The organism is Thalassospira sp. CH_XMU1458, from assembly GCF_037027205.1.
GTDB classification, from domain to species: Bacteria; Pseudomonadota; Alphaproteobacteria; order Rhodospirillales; family Thalassospiraceae; genus Thalassospira; species Thalassospira tepidiphila.
On the sequence record NZ_JAYMDW010000002.1, the window covers coordinates 151,273 to 169,683 of the forward strand.

17 protein-coding genes are annotated in these 18,411 nt (G+C 55.1%); 4 read left to right on the plus strand and 13 right to left on the minus strand.

The window, feature by feature from the left end:
- Positions 1-16: 16 nt before the first annotated feature.
- From WBY09_RS08090 to WBY09_RS08125, 8 genes are all read right to left on the minus strand, one after another.
- Complete coding sequence (locus WBY09_RS08090) at positions 17-526, minus strand: DinB family protein (RefSeq protein WP_063087148.1); 510 nt, start codon at positions 524-526, stop codon at positions 17-19.
- A gap of 52 nt (positions 527-578) precedes the next feature.
- Positions 579-1,796 (minus strand): Bcr/CflA family multidrug efflux MFS transporter, encoded by a 1,218-nt coding sequence (locus tag WBY09_RS08095; protein ID WP_120225057.1) that lies wholly within the window; start codon positions 1,794-1,796, stop codon positions 579-581.
- A 198-nt stretch (positions 1,797-1,994) separates the two neighbouring features.
- Positions 1,995-2,507, minus strand: coding sequence for a DinB family protein (locus WBY09_RS08100; protein ID WP_336232454.1), 513 nt, complete (start codon positions 2,505-2,507; stop codon positions 1,995-1,997).
- A 154-nt stretch (positions 2,508-2,661) separates the two neighbouring features.
- On the minus strand, positions 2,662-4,071 hold the full coding sequence (locus WBY09_RS08105; RefSeq protein WP_336232455.1) for a TRAP transporter large permease: 1,410 nt from the start codon (positions 4,069-4,071) through the stop codon (positions 2,662-2,664).
- 22 nt (positions 4,072-4,093) lie between these two features.
- Positions 4,094-4,663 carry a TRAP transporter small permease gene (locus WBY09_RS08110; RefSeq protein ID WP_336232456.1) on the minus strand — a complete coding sequence of 190 codons (570 nt, stop codon included), beginning with the start codon at positions 4,661-4,663 and terminating at the stop codon, positions 4,094-4,096.
- Positions 4,664-4,706: 43 nt separating this feature from the next.
- Complete coding sequence (locus tag WBY09_RS08115; RefSeq protein ID WP_336232457.1) at positions 4,707-5,699, minus strand: TRAP transporter substrate-binding protein; 993 nt, start codon at positions 5,697-5,699, stop codon at positions 4,707-4,709.
- 324 nt (positions 5,700-6,023) lie between these two features.
- On the minus strand, positions 6,024-7,373 hold the full coding sequence (locus WBY09_RS08120) for a sigma-54-dependent transcriptional regulator (RefSeq protein ID WP_336232458.1): 1,350 nt from the start codon (positions 7,371-7,373) through the stop codon (positions 6,024-6,026).
- Positions 7,374-7,420: 47 nt separating this feature from the next.
- Positions 7,421-9,373 (minus strand): sensor histidine kinase, encoded by a 1,953-nt coding sequence (locus WBY09_RS08125; protein WP_336232459.1) that lies wholly within the window; start codon positions 9,371-9,373, stop codon positions 7,421-7,423.
- A gap of 302 nt (positions 9,374-9,675) precedes the next feature.
- Here WBY09_RS08125 and WBY09_RS08130 point away from each other — a divergent pair, with 302 nt between their 5' ends.
- Positions 9,676-10,665 carry a mitochondrial fission ELM1 family protein gene (locus WBY09_RS08130; protein WP_336232460.1) on the plus strand — a complete coding sequence of 330 codons (990 nt, stop codon included), beginning with the start codon at positions 9,676-9,678 and terminating at the stop codon, positions 10,663-10,665.
- A gap of 82 nt (positions 10,666-10,747) precedes the next feature.
- Positions 10,748-11,698, plus strand: a complete 951-nt coding sequence (locus tag WBY09_RS08135) for a DMT family transporter (protein WP_336232461.1) — start codon at positions 10,748-10,750, stop codon at positions 11,696-11,698.
- A gap of 55 nt (positions 11,699-11,753) precedes the next feature.
- Here WBY09_RS08135 and hemN read toward each other — a convergent pair whose 3' ends face one another.
- The 4 genes from hemN to WBY09_RS08155 all read right to left on the minus strand — a co-directional run bounded on the left by hemN (position 11,754) and on the right by WBY09_RS08155 (position 14,867).
- Complete coding sequence (gene hemN, locus WBY09_RS08140; protein WP_336232462.1) at positions 11,754-13,109, minus strand: oxygen-independent coproporphyrinogen III oxidase; 1,356 nt, start codon at positions 13,107-13,109, stop codon at positions 11,754-11,756.
- A 69-nt stretch (positions 13,110-13,178) separates the two neighbouring features.
- Positions 13,179-13,562, minus strand: coding sequence for a DUF3088 domain-containing protein (locus WBY09_RS08145; RefSeq protein ID WP_336232463.1), 384 nt, complete (start codon positions 13,560-13,562; stop codon positions 13,179-13,181).
- A 34-nt stretch (positions 13,563-13,596) separates the two neighbouring features.
- Positions 13,597-14,025, minus strand: a complete 429-nt coding sequence (locus WBY09_RS08150) for an HIT family protein (protein WP_336232464.1) — start codon at positions 14,023-14,025, stop codon at positions 13,597-13,599.
- 152 nt (positions 14,026-14,177) lie between these two features.
- Positions 14,178-14,867, minus strand: a complete 690-nt coding sequence (locus WBY09_RS08155; protein WP_336232465.1) for an FMN-dependent NADH-azoreductase — start codon at positions 14,865-14,867, stop codon at positions 14,178-14,180.
- A 123-nt stretch (positions 14,868-14,990) separates the two neighbouring features.
- On the opposite strand from WBY09_RS08155, the gene gcvA reads away from it, so the two are divergent.
- Positions 14,991-15,899, plus strand: coding sequence for a transcriptional regulator GcvA (gcvA, locus tag WBY09_RS08160; protein ID WP_336232466.1), 909 nt, complete (start codon positions 14,991-14,993; stop codon positions 15,897-15,899).
- A 64-nt stretch (positions 15,900-15,963) separates the two neighbouring features.
- The gene (otnI, locus tag WBY09_RS08165) at positions 15,964-16,746 is read left to right on the plus strand and encodes a 2-oxo-tetronate isomerase (protein WP_336232467.1); all 783 of its coding nucleotides are present in this window, start codon (positions 15,964-15,966) and stop codon (positions 16,744-16,746) included.
- A gap of 362 nt (positions 16,747-17,108) precedes the next feature.
- On the opposite strand, the gene WBY09_RS08170 is transcribed toward otnI, so the two are convergent.
- A complete protein-coding gene (locus WBY09_RS08170; protein ID WP_336232468.1) occupies positions 17,109-18,374 on the minus strand; it encodes a glycerate kinase type-2 family protein in 1,266 nt (421 codons plus the stop codon).
- Positions 18,375-18,411: the final 37 nt, after the last annotated feature.

Here is an 18,411-nt window from a genome sequence, read left to right on the forward strand (position 1 = left end):
TTTAAACCGGGACCTGTTAAAGGCCCAAATCCGGTGTCAACGGCACGTCGGTGATGCCGTAATCAATGCCCATCTTGTGCAATTCGCTGGTGATCTGGGAGCGGTGATGGGTTTGGTGATTGAAAAACTGCACCAAAAATAGCGGGCGGGGCAGGTTGCGGGTAACTCCGTCGACACCGGTGAACTCGCGATATCCATCCTGCCAGTCACGATCGTCCGAGGCGACAAATGCCTCGATCTCGGCATCAAGGTCGCGGCGGATTTGCCGCAACTCTTCAAAATCATCGGCGACCTGGGTGTGGGCATCATAGACCGGGGCGTTTCCAGTTTTCATGATGCTGAGAATACGACGGTCTATATGCACCAGATGGTTAAGGGTGGCATTGATCGACTTAAAGAACATGCCGCGATCACGACGGCGTTCTTCGTCGCCAATCTGACCGCAAAGATCATAAAGCACGTTGTTCTGCCACGTGTTGTATTTGGCCATTGCGCAGCCATAGTCGTCAAATGTCATCCGGGCCATTGAAGATATCCTGAAATGAGTGGTGGCGGGGTCGGTGTGATCAGCAGCTTGATCAGGTCGGGGATTCTGTCTGTTTGGCGTCGGCCATAAAATGGACCATCAGATTGGCAAAAATCGCAAAGCCCAGCATCGATACGGTCAGTGGCAACAAAGTGTTGTCATGAAAATGACCGATGACGATGCCTGCAACCGCGCCGGTGGCGAACTGGATCGTCCCCAAAAGGGCCGTCGCCGTACCGCCGATATACGGGAAATACTGCATGAAGGATGCTGTGGCATTCGGGGCCGTAAGACCGATCAGTCCAACCGAGAACATGATGAACGGCACCACTGTCCACAAGCTTGGCTCAAAGACATTTGTCGCAATGAACAAGCCGATGGTCGCGACAAGTTGAATGCCGGTACCAATTTTTAGAATCTGATGACATTCGAGGCGTTTGAGCAACGGGTTGTTGAGCCGGTTACAGATGATAATCACCGCAACATTGGCCCCGAACAGATAGGGGAAGTATGCCTGCGGCACGCCAAAGAAATCGATATACATAAACGGGCTGTCGGTTACAAAGCTGAACATCACCGCACTGGCCCCGGCATGGGTCAGCATAAAGCCAACCGCCTTGCGCGTACGCAGGACTTCCAGATAAGTCCACCAGACCCGGCGCACCGGGCCGGGATGGCGTCGGCGCATCAAGCTTGTTTCGGGCAGTTTCAGGTAAACGATGGCAAGCATCAGGCTGCCATAGACAATCAGCAGCACAAAGATCGACTGCCATGTTGACCAGACCAGCAGTAACGAGCCGATGGTTGGCGCGACAAGCGGTGCAATCATCATGATCACCGCAATCAGCGCAAACATGCGCGCGGCTTCCTTGCCTTCAAACAGATCGCGCACCGACGCCCCGACAATCACAATCGAAAATCCGCCGCCAATGGCCTGGAAAAACCGCATGACATTCAGCGAAAAGGCGCTGTCGACGGTGGTGATGATCGCGCTGGTGACGATATAGATAACCAACCCGACCAAGGCGATGGGCCGTCGACCAACCCGGTCAGACAGCGGTCCGCCGATCAGTTGCCCCAAGGCAAATCCGATCAAGAAGGTACTGACGGAGACTTCAACAGCATGGGTGGCCTCGCCAAAGTCGCGCGCCATGGCCGGGATCGCCGGCAGGTAGGTATCAATGGCAAATGGTGCCGTCGCAACCAGTGCGGCAAGCAAGATGGCAAGCTTTTTCGGGTCAAGCGATGCGCTGGGCAGGGGCGTGGACATGCGCAATCAATTCCGTTCAGTGTTTGGCGGCGGGTCAGAGCCCCCGATCAGAGGGCACGCGTTGCGCGGAGTATGCAAGCACGCGCAGGTAAGCAAAGTGACCAAGGCGCAGCAGTGTGGGGCATCGGGTGTGATAATCCCGAGCCCTTTATTATCCATAAAATTCAGGCTTCTGCCAGCGGTTGCTTGGATCGATTCTTAGCTTATTGGCAGATCGGGCGTATAGGGCAGGTCGGTGTTGCCGTAATCAAGGCCCAACTTGTGCAGTTCGCTTGTGATCTGCGAACGATGATGGGTTTGATGATTGAACAACTGAACCAGAAACAGCTGTCGGGGGAGCTTGCGGGTGACACCATCGGGGAAGGGCAGTTCGCGAACTTCATCCTGCCAACTGTGATCGGAGCTTTCGACAAATTCTGTGATTTCGGCATCGACTTCGGCCCGAATGGCCTTGAGCGTATCGAAATCATCGGCAACGATGGTGGTTGGTTCGAACGGCCCGGCTTCGCCGGTGCGCAGGATGGTCAGAAGGCGCAGATCAACATACAGGATGTGGTTGAGCGTGTTGTGGATGGAGCCAAAGAACATGTTGCGATCATGGCGGCGTTCGACATCGCCGATCTGATCACACAGGTCAAACAGCACGCCATTCTGCCAGCAGTTATAGGTTGCCATGCAGCGGCCATAGTCGTTGAAATTCATCTTGGACATATTGATACCACTCCTCTCAGCGGCGCATTAAGGCCCGGCTTTTCTTGCTGTTAAGCAATAGTACCCCATGTCGTGGAACGTGACACGGAAATACAGCAAGGGCGGCATCCGTTTGAATGCCGCCCCTGTTTTGTGCGTTTGCGATCAAACCCGGTTAGTGGGTCATGATCCGTTCCGGTCCCATAAGGGTGGTCGGAAGCCAGGTCGATATCACCGGGACATAGGTGATCAGGACCAGGAAGCCCAGCAGGATCAGAAGCCACGGGAAGGCGGCCTTGACAACCTTGAGCAACGGCATGCCGGTAATCCCCGATGTCACAAACAGGTTCAACCCGACCGGCGGTGTGATCATGCCGATTTCCATATTGACCACCATGATGATGCCCAGATGGATCGGATCAATGCCAAGCTGCATGGCAATCGGGAACAGGATCGGCGCCATGATCAGAAGGATCGCCGATGGTTCCATGAAGTTGCCGGCAATCAGCAGAACGATGTTGACCACAATCAGGAAGCCCCATGCCGGAAGACCCCAGCCGATAATGGTTTCTGCAATTGTATGAGGAATACGTTCAGAGGTCAGAACATGGGCAAACAGCATCGCATTGGCGATGATGAACATCAGCATGATTGTGACCTTGCCTGCATCCAGCAGGACGTGACGGACTTCCTTGTCAAACGGGATCAGCACCAGTGCCTTGCCCATTTTCGGAAGGTTGTGCGCCATCAGACTGCTAATGCCGGTATTGCCGTTATCGGGCACCCAGGAAAGTTCCTTGATCGGGCCCATGTCGCGGTAAAACAGGACGGCAACAAACATGGCATAGAAGGCGGCAACCGCCGCGGCCTCTGTCGGGGTGAAGACCCCGCCATAAATACCGCCCATGATCAGGATCACCAGCAACAAGCCACCCGATGCCGAAAACAGGCCGGTGCCCCATTCGGCAAGCGTCGGGCGCGGTTGGCTTGGCAGTTTTTTGATGCGGGCAACGATATAGATCGCAATCATCAACATCAGGCCAACCATGATCCCCGGGATAACGCCAGCAAGGAACATGCGACCAACCGAAACCTCCGTCGCGGCGGCATAGACAACCATCACGATGGATGGCGGGATCAGAATGCCAAGCGTACCGGCATTGCAGATCACACCAGCCGCAAAGCTTTGCGGGTAACCGGCGCGCACCATCCCGGCAATCACGATGGAACCGATGGCAACAACTGTGGCCGGGCTTGAGCCAGAAACAGCGGCAAACAGCATGCAGGCCAGAACCGATGCCATGGCAAGACCACCGGGGAACCAGCCCACGGTATCAATGGCAAAGCGGATCAGACGGCGGGCAACACCCCCGGTCGACAGGAAGGCCGATGCCAGAATGAAGTAGGGAATGGCAAGAAGGGTATAGTGTTCCATCCCGCCAAAGAGTTTTTCTGCCAGGGTAGCAAGGCTGTCATCACCAAACAAAAGGATGGTCGAAAGCGACGCCACGCCAAGTGAAATGGCAATCGGTGCGCCCAGCGCCATCAAGCCAAACAGCAGGATAAACAGGAATGCAATCGTCATTTAAATGTTCCCCCTGTCCGGCTTACGATTTTGGCGTCGAAGCAGTGGCGGACTTGTCGTCCTGCACAGTGCTTGCGCCAAGCTGATCAATTGCTTCGCGTGCTTCGTCCGCCAGGTTGAAGCCAACCTGTTGGCCGGTAATGATGCGCCAGCCAACCTGTGCCAGACGGAATGCCAGCAAAGCGGCACCCACCGGCATGATCAGATAGACGAACCACAGCATGATCGGGCTGTCTTCGGCTTCCATTTCAAGCATGTGATTGAAGCTGACCAGTTCCCAGCCACCAATGATCAACCAACTTGCATACAGGATGCCTGCGACGACGACGATCAGGCCAATCACGCGCTGGGCATTTTTCGGGAACAGGCGGACCAGCGCATCCACACCGATGTGGGAGCCAACCTTGACGCCATAGGACATGCCAAACAGGATCAGCCAGGCAAAAAGGAATTCCGTGATTTCCAAGGCCCATGTCAGGCCGGAATTGAACACGTAACGCATGACAACGTTCACAAAGGTAAGCGACGTCATGGCGGCAAGCAGGAGGGCAATAAAGCCCTCCTCCAGCCGGTTAACGACCGTTGAGATCATCTTGAACGGCCCTTTTCCGATGATGTTGGGAAAAAAGTACGGATCAGTTGCACGCAGCAGCGGCGTCGATGATGTCCTGGCCGATATCGCCAGAGAACTCATCCCAGACCGGCTTCATGGCAGTCTGCCATTTTGCGAATTCTTCAGGCGACAGTTCCAGAATCTCGGTTTCGCCGGAGTCAATAACGGCCTGACGCTGTTCAGCGGTCAGTTCCGCCGACAGATTGTTTGCGTAATCGCTGGCTTCGTTCATTGCCTGGGTAAGACCTTCACGGATTTCCGGATCCAGACCTTCCCACCACTTGGTCGAGGTTACGACCATATAATCAAGCAGGCCGTGGTTGGATTCCGTGATGTAATCCTGAACTTCGAAGAATTTCTTGGAATAGATGTTCGACCAGGTGTTTTCCTGACCGTCCACAACGCCGGTCTGAAGGGCTGAATAGGTTTCCGAGAAAGCCATTTTCTGCGGAACGGCATCAACAGCTTCGAACTGGGCGGCAATCACGTCAGACGACTGGATACGGAATTTCTGACCTGCGGCATCTTCCGGTGCGCGCAGCGGCTTGTTGGCGGAAAGCTGTTTCATGCCGTTATGCCAGTACCCAACACCGGTGAGGCCCTTTGACGACATCGCGTTCAGCAGTTCCTGACCTTTTTCACCGTTCTGGAAACAGGAAACCGCATCCATGTCCTTGAACAGGAACGGAAGATCATAGACCTGAAGTTTCTTGGTCCATTTGCCGAATTTCGCAAGCGACGGTGCGCCGAACTGGACGTCACCACGCAGGATGGCAGGAAGAACCTTGTCATCATCAAACAATTGCGAGTTCGGATAGATTTCGATTTTGACCTTGTCGCCCAGAATTTCTTCGGCGCGTTTTTTAAAGAAGTCAGCCCCTTGGCCCTTCGGGGTGTTTGGTGCAACAACATGTGCGAACTTGATGATTTCCTGTGCGGAAACCGCAAGGTTGGACCCCAGAAGTGCTGCGGCAGCAACACCGGCAGCAAGAATGCTTTTGCTGATAGGACGCATCAAAACGTCTCCCTTGATTGATTAAATCTGTTTTCCCATTAGCGCGCCATTTTTGGCGTCGTTCTAAAACGCCGTTTGGCGCTGTGCCGTAATCAGCAAGCTCTGGGCCAGTTCGAAATCGGTTGGATTTATGTAATTATATCAATGAAATAAGGTGAATTTCATGTTGCTGCGATGCAGCAAACTTGGGATATTTCGTGTGTGAAGGCGCACACGAATTTTAGGTCAGTGTGTGGACTGCCGCACAGGTTGCCGGATGTGGATTTGACGGACCGGATGACGAAAAAAAAAGCCCGTCTAACTGACGGGCTCCTGATCGATTGATTAACGCGGGCGTCGAAATTCGGCAGGGACAATGTTGTATTTGGTCAGCTTGTCGTAAAACGTCTTGCGCGGGACGCCAAGCGCACTGACCGTGGCGGTAACATTGCCACCATGTTCGCGCAGGGCTTCGGTAATCAGGCTTTTTTCAAATGCCTCGACTTGCTGGGGCAGGGGAACGGCATAATTGTCTTCGCCATCCTCGCTGTTTGCTAGGGGATCAAGACCAAGAACCCGGCGTTCGGCGGCATTGCGCAATTCGCGCACATTGCCCGGCCAGTCATAGGCATTGAACCGTGCCAGTTCCGCCGCACTCAAGGCGGTGACGGTACGGTCGAACCGCTTGGCGGCATCACGGGTGAAATATTCAAACAACAGCGCGATGTCATCCTTGCGATCACGAAGCGGGGGGATATGCAGCTGCACGACATTCAGGCGATAATAAAGATCTTCGCGAAACTCACCACGTGCCGAGGCCGACCGCAGATCAACCTTGGTTGCTGCAATAACCCGCAAGTCGATTGGCAGGACCCGGTTTGATCCAAGCCGTTCTACCGCGCGTTCCTGCAAAACCCGCAGCAATTTGATTTGCAACGCAAGCGGCATGCTTTCGATTTCATCAAGGAACAGCGTGCCCTTGTCGGCAAACTCGAATTTGCCGATGCGTTTGTGATCGGCCCCGGTGAAGGCGCCGGCTTCGTGACCAAACAGTTCTGATTCAATCAGATGTTCGGGCATGCCGCCGCAATTCACCGCCACAAACGGGCCGGGACGCCCCGACATTTCATGCAGATTGCGCGCGATCACTTCCTTGCCCGATCCGGTTTCGCCATTGATCAGGACATGGGCGTTGGTGGCCGCGACATTGCCGATCAGGGTGCGGAGCTTTTCCATCGCCGGATTGCGGCCGATAAAGTCCGATGCGTTTTTGGAATGGCGTGCGAGTTCGATCTTGAGCGTGCGGTTTTCAAGCACAAGGGCGCGGTGGCTCATTGCGCGGCGGGTAATGTCGATAAACAGATCCGGTGCATAGGGCTTTTCGATAAAGTCAAATGCCCCGTCATGCATGGCCTGAACGGCGGTTGCGACATCACCATGCCCGGTGACCAGAATAACCGGCATTTCCGGATCGATCTTTTTGACTTCTGTCAGCAGATCAAGGCCATCCATCTTCGGCATGCGAATGTCGGAAATCACAATGCCCGGCCAGCCTTTTTTCAGGCGTTCAACCGCAGATACTGCGTCCGAGTAAACTTCGACAGGGATGTCGGCAAGCTCCAGCGTTTGCTGTGCGGCTTCACGCACATCTTCGTCGTCATCAACAAACAGAACGCATTCGGCACTGGTTGGCACTGGCTTATCCTTTGACCCGATAATTGGATCAGAGGACAATTTGCATGTCAGCCCTGATCGTGATGGTTTGCAAGGTATGTGCGGGTTTCTGAGGGTGTTTTAGCAGCCGTGAAGGCAGGCGTCGAGATGCTGTTTTTCGGCTCCGTATCGCCGGGGCCATCATAGCGTAGCTCGACAATGAAGGATGCGCCGCCTTGCGGGCGGTTTTCCGCACGGAGCGTTCCGCCAAAGCTTCGAATGATGCCATAACAGATCGAAAGACCAAGCCCCAGACCATCACCAAACGGTTTGGTGGTAAAGAAGGGGTCAAAAAGCTTGGGCAGGTTGTCTGGCAAAATGCCATGCCCGTTGTCATTGACCTTCACAATCACCCGATCTTCGCCGCCGGTGATCGCGATATCAATTTCGGGGTTGGCCATATTCTGGCAGGCATCCGCCGCGTTATTGATCAGATTGGTAAAGACCTGGGTCAGCTGATTGGCCTCGGCAATGACGTGTTTGACATCGCCGTGCTGGTGCAGGGTGATGTTTTCGACACCTGCACGTCCGCTTTCAATCGCAAGATCGATTGCCATTTGCATCTGGGCCGGAACATCGACCGGATGATTATCCTGTTCCGGGCGGCGCGAAAATGTTTTGAGGTTGCCGGTAATGCGCCCCATGCGATCGGTCAGTTCTGAAATCCGTTGCAGGTTGCGGTTCGCCGTTTCCTTATTGTCGCGCGCGATGAACTTCATCGCGTTTTCCGCATAGTTCCGGATGGCGGTCAGGGGCTGGTTGATTTCATGGGCGATCCCGGCGGACATCTGACCAAGTGCGGCAAGCTTGCTGGTTTGGACCAGTTCGGCCTGGGCCGTACGAAGCGCGTCTTCAGTACGTGACCGTTCAGTAATTTCTTCTGCCAGGCGCTGGTTGGTGTTCATAAGATCGGTCGTGCGCAGGCGGACCTGTCGTTCCAGTTCGCGTTGCGACCAGTCGCGGATTTCAAGCTGTTCAAGCATCGCGCGCCGGCGTTGCAGGATGATGAAAATCAGACCGGTCAGAATGATATGCGCAGCCCCGCCCATTGCACCGGCACTGATCACGGATCGATCCAGCACGGATTTATCGGTCAAAAGAAACATCCGCCAGCCCTGCTTGGGAAGTGTGCTTGCCGTGACCAGATAGGTTGTCTTGTCTGGTGTGGTCTGGCGCGTTTGCGGTTTGCCGGTTGATTGTTCGTTTGCGGCTCGTGCCTCGTCTTCGCTGGCAACCGGGCCGAGGCTGAGGATTGCCGGGTTATCGTCAACCGGCCATGCCCCATCCAGCAACGGCATCGGTTCAAGCGGGTAGTCACCATATTTGCGCGACGCGATCAGGCGGGGACGGTCATTGTTACCGAGCCCGGCAAGGTCGCGAAACCGCCAATCGAGGTTGGATGAAATGATAACGACGCCGTTCTGATCGGTGACCAGAACGCTCTCGCTGCCGCGTGCCCAACGCTGCACAAGGGTTTCAAGGTGGGTCTTGACCACCACGGCACCGGCAAAACGCGTCCCGTCCGGGCGCACCGGGTGGGAGATGTAATAACCTGGTACGTTCGAGGTAATCCCAAAGGCAAAGTAATGACCGGTCAGGCCGCTTTTGGCCTGCTGGAAATAGGGGCGGAAGGAAAAGTTGCGCCCGATAAAGGACGCGTCGCTGTTCCAGTTGCTGGCAGCCAGGGTGTCGCCATTTTGATCCATGAAATAAATGTCTGAGGCGCCGCTGTCGGCTGCCAGTTTTTCAAGGTAAATGTTGACGGCCTTGGCGATCACCGGATCGGCATGGATCGCAAGATCGATGATGCGTTTGTCCGATGCCAGCGTAATCGGCAGATATTCGTGTTCCTTGATCGCGCCCTGAAGGTTGGATCGATACAGCTCAAGCTTGTTGCGCCCATCTTCCGTGATGTCGATCAGCTTTGCCTCATGCCAGAACGTCGTGACCAACCACACGGTTACCGGCAGCAGTGCAAGCAAACCGCATAGTACGATCCTGGATATTCTTTTGATTGAAACCGAAGAGTTCAGCATTCTGTCCACGTTGGCGTTGGGCTTTGATCGACCCCTTCTTAAGGGTGGGAAGTCTTCCCTTAAAGGTGGGGCGTCGGGATTAGATTACAAAAATATTTCAAAGCCCAGCGCAAATTTTACCGATGCTTGTCATGCTTGATAATCGTTGGATCAGGCTGTACCTATCAGGAAAGCATCCGCGGGATTTTCAGACCACATTTATGCACGGTTGATCAAGCCCGAACAAACCTGTCAGGAAAGTTCCCTGCATGAGCGACGAAGACACACACCTGATCTGGGTTCTGGCCGATGACCGGACCGGCAATGTCAATCAGTGTTTGGGGGTGGCAGAGGCACTGGCACAGCCTTTCAAGCGCATTGATATCGGGTTTACGAAATTTGTGCGTCTTCCGAACTTTATCCGCAGAACCAGTCTGATCGGGATTGATGAGGCATCGCGCAGGCGACTGGTGGCACCCTGGCCGGATCTTGTCATCTGTTGCGGGCGGCGTTCTGCACCCGTAGCGCGCTGGATCAAAAAGCAAAGTCGCGGCCATACCCGCATTTGCATCATCATGCGACCGGATGGCTTCGAAAGTGCCTTTGACCTGATTGCCGTGCCGGCACATGACCGTTCTGTCATTCGTGAAAACATCGTCGAAATCCCCGGTGCGCCGCACCGTGTGACCGAAAGCAGGCTTTTGATCGAGGCCGACAAATGGCGCCCGCATTTCAAAGGTCTGCCGGAGCCAAAGTTCGCCCTAATCATTGGCGGAAGTACCAAGCGCACGACCTTTACCAAAGACATGGCAGAACAGCTGATCGACAAGGCGGTTGAAGCTGCAAGTACGGTCAACGGGTCTTTGCTTGTCACCACCAGCCGCCGTACGGGTGTGGAAAACGAAGCCCTGATCGCCGAGCGGTTGGCAGCGTCCGGCGTGCCTTATCACCTGCATGACTGGACATCCCAGGCCGAAAACCCGTATTTCGGCTATCTAGCACTTGCCGATGTGAAGATCGTGACCAGTGATTCCGTTTCGATGTGCTGCGAGGCGGCGGCGGCACCGGGTGGTGTCTATATCTTTGATCCCGATGGTCTGGCCAACAAACGGCACAAACGCCTGCATCAAAGCCTTTATGAAGGCGGCTATGCCAGACCGCTTTTGCCCGACACCGAACTGGTGCCGTTCAAGCATCCGTCCTTGCAGCCGGCCCGCATGGTCGCACAGCGCTGTCTGGAGCTTTTGGGCGCTCCCTGACCTGAAAGGTTGATAACACCTTGTTTTGTTGTGGTGTATCGGGTCTATTTGCCGGGCGCCACCACCAAGGAATATCGCCCCGATGTCTTCGTCCCCGACCGACCCCACCGCTGTGCGTGCGTTAAATGCACCGCAATTGTTTCCACGCCACATTGCGGTTGCGATTTTGGCCGCTGCTGCCTGCTTTTTTGCGGCAAACCATGTTGCCGCACGCCTGACATTTGAAAACGGGACAGGGCTGCTTCTGGCTGTTTTATGCCGCTCGGCTGTTGCGCTTTCGATCCTGATTGCGATCGTCTATTTCAAACGTCATTCCATTCGTTTGCCGCGTGGTCTGGTGCGCTGGCAATTGGTGCTTGGTCTGATGATCACAATCCAAAGCCTGTGTCTTTATTCCGCAGTGGCCCGTGTGCCCGTCGCCCTGGCGTTGCTGACAGCTAATACCTTTCCGATCATTCTTGCCTTGCTGACATGGGGGCTTGGCGGTCCGCGCCCTACATTGCGTGCGGCAGGTTTGATGTTGTTTATCCTGTCGGGCCTTGTTCTGGCGCTTGATCTTCCAGCTATTCTCGGCGGTGGGGCAGAGGTGACATCAAGCTGGTGGCTGGGCATCGGGTTTGCCTTGATGTCTGCAACCGTTCTTTCGGTGGCCTTCTGGGTGACCGATCATAAGCTTGCCGGAATCAGTGGGCCGGTGCGGTCAATGTTCACCATGGTCGTTGTTTTCATTTCGATGATCATTGCCGGGACCGGTGATGTGTTGCCCGGTGGTATGGGGCTTCCGAATGCGATGCCGGGATGGATGGGGCTTTTTGCCTTGATGCTGCTGTATGGCGGGGCATTTGCTGTTCTGTTCATCAGTGTGCCGCGCCTTGATATGGCCCGCAATGCGCCGGTGATGAATATGGAACCGATCGCGACATTGCTGTTTGGCTGGGTCATTCTGGGTCAGATGATCAGCCCGATCCAGATGCTCGGTGGTCTGGTCGTGGTCAGCGGAATTGCGATCCTGACCCTGCGCAAAGGGGCCTGAGCCGAATAAGACAAAGGGAGCCTGAAAGCTCCCTTTGGTTTGGATTTTGCGTTGCTTAAACGGCCTGCGAATGACGCCCGTGTGCATGGTTGAGATAGGTATCAAATGCTGCGCAAACCGCACGCACCAGCGGACGGCCGATTTCGCTGAGCTCGATGTAATTGCCCTGAACTTTGACAATGCCATCCCGGGTCATGGCCTTGATGCGTTCGACCTCTGGCGCGAAGCGATCTGCAGAAATGCCGTGGTTGGCGCAAACCGGGTCAAGGTCGACGGCAAGATTGCACATCAGCTCATTGATGATGTCGCGGCGTAATTTGTCCTCATTGGTCAGGGCAACGCCCTTTTCAATCGCGCATTTGCCATCCTCGACCGCGCGTTGCCAGCGGGCGAGGGCAGGATCGTTCTGTGCATAGCCTTGCGGCAGGGATGAGATCGCCGATGGGCCAAAGCCGATCAGGGCTTCGGCGCGGTCAGTCGTGTAGCCCTGGAAATTGCGGTGCAGTTTACCGTCCTTGAGCGCAATCGCCATGCTGTCAGCCTGATGGGCGAAGTGATCAAGTCCGATGGCGACAAAGCCATGTTTGGCAAGGCGGTTCTGGATTTCCTCATACTGCGCCCAGCGTTCCCCGGTATTTGGCAGGGCCTCGGTCGGGATAAGCTGTTGATGCTTTTTCATCCATGGCACATGGGCATAGCCAAAGACCGACAGGCGATCAGGGCACAGCTCCACCGTCTGATCAACTGTTTCGCGCAGTGAGTCCACGGTCTGGAACGGCAGGCCATACATCAGATCGACATTGATGCCGGCAATCCCGTGCGAGCGCAGTTTGGCGATCACATCACGGACAAGCTGCATGCTTTGAATGCGGTTGACCGCCGTCTGGACCTGTTGATTGAAGTCCTGAATGCCGATACTGGCACGGTTAAAGCCGCATTCGACCATGGCTTCCATGAAATCATCGGTCGCGGTGCGCGGATCCATTTCAATGGCAATTTCGGCATCATCAAGGATATCAAGGCGAGAACGAATTGCGGCCATGATGGCGCGCAGGTCGTCGGCCTTGAGGATGGTCGGGCTGCCGCCGCCAAAGTGAATGTGCGACACTGTGAATTTCTGATCTGTAGGCAGTTTGCCAAGGGTGCCTTCGATCTCGGTCAGAAGGGCTGTGACATAGCCATTCACCGGCTTGTAAGTTTTGGTGATCTTGGTGTTGCAGCCGCAGAACCAGCACATCTCCTCGCAATAGGGGACATGCAGATAAAGCGACAGCGGTTGTTCGGGATCAAGATCACCCAGCCAGCCCTCAAACACCTTGCCATCAACGCCAGCATGGAAATGCGGCGCGGTCGGATAGCTGGTATAGCGCGGCAGTCGCAGGTCGTATTTTTCGTAAAGGGCAAGCTGCATGACGGACATCCCGATAATTCGTTCTGTCCGTCTTTTGCATTATTCCAAACTTGCCTGCCTTGATATGCGTCAAGGGTGGGGAACAGGGAAACCGTGTCGTTCGCTTAACGCCAGCAAAATGTTGTCCTTGCCGTCAATAAAGGCATAGCCATTTGCGGTGCCGGTTTGCAGCGATGATGTATCGCCGGATTTCAGGATCATTACCGGAAGTGACTGATGATCTTCGCCCAATAGCGCAATCACATCGTGTCGGGGACGGGGCCAATTGATATGGCGAATATCAAGTCCGGAAAGCAAGTCCGGAAAAGATCCCAAAACCCCATCAATCAACGCACAATGCCAGCAGTAAAAGCGTTGGTTTGGCCAAGCAGGATCTTCAAAGTCGGGTTTGAGCAGGAATATCGTATCGCGTCCCAGATCCGGCATGGGGTGTGGCCTTTTTGGTGGTGGCACTGCGTTTGCGCCGTGGCGATGTCAGGGGCGGCCTTCAAAGATGCTTGAAGGCCGATATCAGATCTGCACGAAGGGCTGCGAGACGGTCACGGCCTTCGTCTTCTTCATAGGGTTCGGCGGTGCCAACGCCCCAAACCGGGCCCGGCCATGCGGCATCATCCTTGAAGCGACCAATGACGTGGCAATGAAGCTGCGGAACCATATTACCCAGCATCGCGACATTGGTTTTGAAGGCATCAAAGCGACGTTTGATGACGCTTGAAACCGCCGCGACTTCGTCACCAAGGGTTTTGCGGTCTTCCGCACTCAGGTCGTCATAATCGACAAGGTCGGGGCGTCTGGGCACCAGAATGAGCCAAGGATAACGCGCATCATTCATCAAAAGCACATGCGATAGCGGCCCGTCGGTGACGAGGGTGGTATCGGCGGCAAGCTGGGGATGAAGGGTGAATGCGTTATTCATGGTCAGTCCTTGTTATCGTGATAGCCCGAACAATGACCCTGCTTATAACCTGCCGTTCTTTCTCTGTCTTGGTCTGAGGTGTGAAATCCGTCAGATAGCTGTGCGGGTATATGCGATGTTGGCGGGAAGGTCAGGCCCTCCCGCCTGTGAAATCATGCGACCTTTACATCGCGATGTTTGGCAAGAAGCTGATCAACAAGACCGATGACTTCTTGTTCGGCTGCGTGAATGGAAGCCTCGGTTCGTTCGTCGGCGAACTCGTCATATTCAATGGCCGCACCAAACTGATCGGTGATGCCGATATATTGCAGCGGGGTAAACAGCCCGCCTTCAACAAAGTTCAGGTGCGCAATACGACCATCCGGCCCATAGCCATAGTCACCACGTGAGGACAGGGCGACAATCGATTTGTTGCCTGTCACCATTGGCCAGTAGGGAACGTCGCCACGCGTTCGGTCAAAACCGAATGTCCGACCAACACGGACAATGTTATCCACCCAGGCCTTCATCTGTGACGGCATGCCGAAATTATACATTGGCACCCCGGCAACGATGATGTCAGCGGCAAGCAGTTCGTCGACCAATTGATCGCTTTCGCGCAAGGCGCGGTGCATCCATGCTTCGCGGTCTTCGGGTTTGGTGAATGCAGCATGGACCCAATCCCCGGTCACCGGGCTTGGCGGATTTGCGCCGACATCGCGATAGATCACTTCGCTTTCCGGTCGCTTGGCCAACCAGTGTTCGATGAACTTGGCCGTCAAGCGGCGGCTGTGCGAACCATGTTGTTTCTGATCGGACCTACCGGGCCGGGCGCTGCTGTCGATATGAAGAATTCTGGTCATCATTTTCTCCATGTGATGAAAATGGTTCATCTGTATTTTGGTTTCATGACCAAGGATTGACGGAATTTTATTCCCACGGCAAAATCGAATTCCTCAGCCAATAGATGAGTTGAATTCATTCATATGTCGTTGCCGCCGCTTGCGACCCTGCGCGCCTTTGAGGCCGCAGCACGCCATCAAAGTTTCAAGAATGCCGCATCCGAGCTTGGCGTCACGCCGACCGCGATCAGCCATCAAGTGCGTCTGCTTGAAGAAACGCTGGGTGTCCGGTTGTTTGACCGCAAGCCACGGCAGGTTGTTCTGACCGATGTCGGGCAGGAGTTGTATCCGGTTTTGCGTGATGGCTTTGCCGCCTTTGCCAAGGCGGTTGATCGGGTGCGGAACCGCCCGGTATCGCGCAGCATGACGGTTTCGGTCATTCCATCCTTTGCAGCAAAATGGCTGTTGCCACGCCTGTCTGGGTTTCAGGCAAAATACCCCGATATCAACTTGCGACTTCATACCTCGCCAGAGGCCGTCGACCTTGCCGGCGGTGTGGCGGATGCAGCCATTCGATATGGTGTCGGCCCCTATCCGGGATTGGTTGCACACACGATGTTTCGTGAACAGTTCGTGCCACTTTGCAGTCCGGCACTGGGCCTGAAAAAACCGGAAGACTTGCGCAATGCGACCTTGCTGCATTTTGACTGGTTACGCCCGGATGATGCGACCCCGACATGGCAAAGGTGGGGGCAGGTGGCAGGTGCTGCAGATCACTTGCCATCTGCGGGGATCAGTTTTTCCGATGACAGTCACGCCATTCAGGCGGCGATTGCAGGCCAAGGTGTTGTTTTGGCCAGTCCTGTGATGGTGTGCGCAGAAATTGATGCAGGATTGCTGGTGATGCCATTTGGCCCGGAAATCAAAGGGCATTTTTATCACTATGTGCACACTGGCCGGGGCGATAACCTTCGCGAAGTTGAAGCATTCGGGGAGTGGATCAGAAGCGAAGTGGCATCTTCGGCACCACGTACCGAGCAATCTGGCGATTGACGATTGACCTTGCGGGCTGCATCGGAAACCATGTGCCATTGTTAATCATTCGTGTGGATGGATCATGCCCCGCTTTGCCGCCAACCTTTCGTTTCTGTTTGCCGACTTGCCGTTTGAAAAACGGTTCGCCGCGGCGGCAGATGCAGGCTTTGTCGGGGTGGAATATATCGGCGCCTATGACATGCCGTTATCGACGGTTAAATCGCTTTTGAATGACAACGGTCTGGAACAGGTTTTGTTTAACCTGCCAGCCGGTAACTGGGAGGCAGGCGACCGCGGATTGGCGTGCCGTCCTGGACGCGAAGATGAGTTTCGCGACTCAGTCGTGCAGGCGCTTGATTACGCGGCGGCAACCGATTGCAAGATGCTCCATTGCATGGCCGGTTTGATGGGCAAGGGCGAAGATCCCGGCGAACTTGCCCGGCTTTATTGCGACAATCTGCTTTATGCTGCGGACCTTGCCGATCAGGCCGGCGTCGATATCCTGATCGAGCCGATCAATCCGCTCGATATGCCGGGCTATCTGCTTAATTCCATCGAACAGGCGGCCGTCATCCTTGAACAGCTTGATCACCCGCGCCTGAAACTGCAATTCGATATTTATCACGCCCAGATCGTCGGCGGGAACATCGCCGCAAGACTGGATAAACATATCGACAGCATCGCCCATGTTCAGGTCGCGGGCGCGCCCGGTCGGCATGAGCCTGACAGCGGGGAACTGAATTACCCCTTCCTGTTCTATATGCTGGATCGCATTGGGTATGAAGGCTGGATCGGCTGCGAATACAAGCCGCACGGCAAGACCGAAGACGGGCTTGGCTGGGTCCGTCCATGGATGCCAAAGTAACCTTGATCCTTAGTCAGTGAATGAGGGATCCCGCATTACTGCATCCTTTATCGCGTCTAAATTATTGTTAAAGCGCTTCAAAATTGGTTTTGGCGGTGGATTCCATGGGCGTCCGGCTAACGACATCGCTCTGCAATTCCTTACGTATGATCGAAAAAGTAATGTCGAACGTGCGCTCTTCAGATTTCGGCAAGCCAGCTTGTCCTGTCCTGGATTTTTAAGTGAACCTTCAGAGGTGGCATCTCGCAAAAGCGGCCTTTTTTCTCCGAGGATTTTCGCTTTCCCGGAGCGAAGTAAACTACTTCCGCCGAGGTAATGTCCCTTACTTGACATCCGCAGTGACTCTCCAGCTTGGCGGAAACTCAGTTTTCAATCAGGATCGCCCGGAAATCATTGACGTTGGTCAGGGTCGGGCCGGTGACCAGCAGGTCATCAATCTTGGCAAACGCGCTATAGGCATCGTTGTTGGCCAGATATTCGCGAAGGTCGATACCGGCCTTCTGGGCGGTTTGCCAACTTTTGGCGTCAATGATTGCCCCGGCGTTGTCTTCGCTGCCATCAATACCATCGGTATCAATTGCCAGTGCCGTGAAACCCGGCTGATCGCGAAGTTGCAGCAAAAGTGACAGCAAAAACTCGCTATTGCGACCACCACGGCCGCCCTTGCCGCGGACGGTGACGGTGGTTTCACCGCCCGAAAGCAGGACACAGGGCTTTGTCGCCGGTTGGCCATGATTGGCAACCTGATGGGCAATCCCGGCATGAACGATGGCGACTTCGCGTGCCTCACCCTCGATGGCGTCACCAAGGATGACGGCATTCAGCCCCATGTCACGTGCAACCGATGCTGCGGCCTCGAGGCTATCCTGCGGGCGGGCCAGCATGATGGTTTCATGACCGTCAAAGCAGGGATCATCGGGTTTGATTGTCTCGTCCTCTGCACTTTGCAGAAGGTCTTCGGCAGCCTGCGGAATGTCGATCTGATAATGGCGGATGATATCAAGTGCATCTTGCCCGGTCGTCGGATCAGACACCGTCGGGCCCGACGCAATGATCGCCGGATCATCACCCGGCACATCAGATACAAGATAGGTCACCATGCGCGCCGGTGCCGAGGCCTTGGCCAGGCGGCCACCCTTGATCGCGGACAGGTGTTTGCGCACACAGTTCATTTCCGAAATCGTCGCACCGCTGCGCAAAAGCGCCTTGCTGATGGCCTGTTTGTCTTCAAGTGTCAAACCCGGTCCGGGCAGGGCAAGAAGCGCCGATCCACCACCGGAAATCATGCAGACCACCAGATCATCAGGGCCGGCATCAGAAACGATATCAAGGATGCGCTTGGCCGCCTTTTCGCCCGCAGCATCGGGGACGGGGTGGGATGCCTCGACGATCTCGATCTGATCACACTCAACCGCATGGCCATAGCGCGTCACAACCAAACCTTCGACGTCACCTTTCCAGGCCTTTTCGAACGCACGCGCCATATTGGCCGATGCCTTGCCCGCACCAATGACGATGGTTTTGCCCTTTGGCGGTTCGGGCAGATTGCGCGGGATCTGAACCCCGGGGTCGGCGGCCTTTAGTGCCGCATCCATCAAAGCCAGAAGTTTTTCGCGCGAAGTCGTCATATCGGGTTTCCCTGATTGGATTGTGGCCGGTTTGGTC

Bases quoted from the DNA above. Each gene is read 5' to 3' on its own strand.
- WBY09_RS08090 (WP_063087148.1), bottom strand. From the start codon at position 526: ATGGCCCGGATGACATTTGACGACTATGGCTGCGCAATGGCCAAATAC.
- WBY09_RS08095 (WP_120225057.1), bottom strand. From the start codon at position 1,796: ATGTCCACGCCCCTGCCCAGCGCATCGCTTGACCCGAAAAAGCTTGCC.
- WBY09_RS08100 (WP_336232454.1), bottom strand. From the start codon at position 2,507: ATGTCCAAGATGAATTTCAACGACTATGGCCGCTGCATGGCAACCTAT.
- WBY09_RS08105 (WP_336232455.1), bottom strand. From the start codon at position 4,071: ATGACGATTGCATTCCTGTTTATCCTGCTGTTTGGCTTGATGGCGCTG.
- WBY09_RS08110 (WP_336232456.1), bottom strand. From the start codon at position 4,663: ATGATCTCAACGGTCGTTAACCGGCTGGAGGAGGGCTTTATTGCCCTC.
- WBY09_RS08115 (WP_336232457.1), bottom strand. From the start codon at position 5,699: ATGCGTCCTATCAGCAAAAGCATTCTTGCTGCCGGTGTTGCTGCCGCA.
- WBY09_RS08130 (WP_336232460.1), top strand. From the start codon at position 9,676: ATGAGCGACGAAGACACACACCTGATCTGGGTTCTGGCCGATGACCGG.
- WBY09_RS08135 (WP_336232461.1), top strand. From the start codon at position 10,748: ATGTCTTCGTCCCCGACCGACCCCACCGCTGTGCGTGCGTTAAATGCA.
- hemN (WP_336232462.1), bottom strand. From the start codon at position 13,109: ATGCAGCTTGCCCTTTACGAAAAATACGACCTGCGACTGCCGCGCTAT.
- WBY09_RS08150 (WP_336232464.1), bottom strand. From the start codon at position 14,025: ATGAATAACGCATTCACCCTTCATCCCCAGCTTGCCGCCGATACCACC.
- WBY09_RS08155 (WP_336232465.1), bottom strand. From the start codon at position 14,867: ATGACCAGAATTCTTCATATCGACAGCAGCGCCCGGCCCGGTAGGTCC.
- gcvA (WP_336232466.1), top strand. From the start codon at position 14,991: ATGTCGTTGCCGCCGCTTGCGACCCTGCGCGCCTTTGAGGCCGCAGCA.
- otnI (WP_336232467.1), top strand. From the start codon at position 15,964: ATGCCCCGCTTTGCCGCCAACCTTTCGTTTCTGTTTGCCGACTTGCCG.
- WBY09_RS08170 (WP_336232468.1), bottom strand. From the start codon at position 18,374: ATGACGACTTCGCGCGAAAAACTTCTGGCTTTGATGGATGCGGCACTA.